Below are 812 nucleotides of genomic sequence, written 5' to 3'. Positions count from 1 at the left end.
CTGCTCCGAACGGAGAAACGAGCCGTACAAGCGAACCGTCACAAACACCTCGCTCTTGTGCAAGCTCAGGTGAGATCTCAACGAATACATTCGGCACTTTCGCTTGGATGCCTTTCGATTTATTTGTCATGTTTCCTTCGTGGAAATGCTCCAGCATCCGGCCGTTATTGATATGAAGGTCATATTCCTCCGGAAATGCCGCTGGCTCGGTCCAATCAGAAAGGGCAAAGCGGGCTTTTTTGTCAGGGAAATTAAATCCGTCTTCATACAGAAGCGGTGTGCTTTCACCTGTGAAGCTGCCCCATAGGAAGCTGTTCCAGCCTTCAAGCACCTCATAGCTTGCTTTGGCAAACAGAGGAGAAAGACTCGCCATTTCAGAGAAAATGTCACTTGGATGGCTGTAATTCCAATTCGCTCCTAAACGGTTTGCCACCTCTTGAATAATCCACCAGTCAGGTTTTGCGTCACCAAGCGTCGGAAGCGCCTGATACAATCGCTGGACACGGCGTTCTGTGTTGGTAAATGTTCCGTCTTTTTCAAGTGAAGGAGTGGCCGGCAAGACGACATCAGCATATTGAGCTGTTCTTGACAGGAAGATGTCCTGTACCACGAAGAAATCAAGGCTTGATAAAATATCATGCACATGGTTCGCGTTTGAATCGACCAGTGCCATATCCTCACCGACAAGATACATAGCTTTCATTTTTCCTTCTTCAATGGCATGAAGCATTTGAATATTATCTAAACCAGGCTTTCCATCAATCTCGACACCATATGCCTCTTCAAATTTAGCGCGGGCCTTGTCATCTGTA

1 protein-coding gene is annotated in these 812 nt (G+C 46.9%); it reads right to left on the bottom strand.

The window, feature by feature from the left end; genetic code table 11:
* A partial coding sequence (locus ACWHAR_RS25615; protein ID WP_452088252.1) for a molybdopterin oxidoreductase family protein occupies window positions 1–812 on the bottom strand: 812 nt, incomplete at both ends.

The sequence above is a fragment of the Bacillus sp. LR--39 genome, assembly GCF_053613335.1.
Note: the sequence above shows the minus strand (reverse complement) of the source record. Positions and strands in the feature narration are given on the sequence as shown.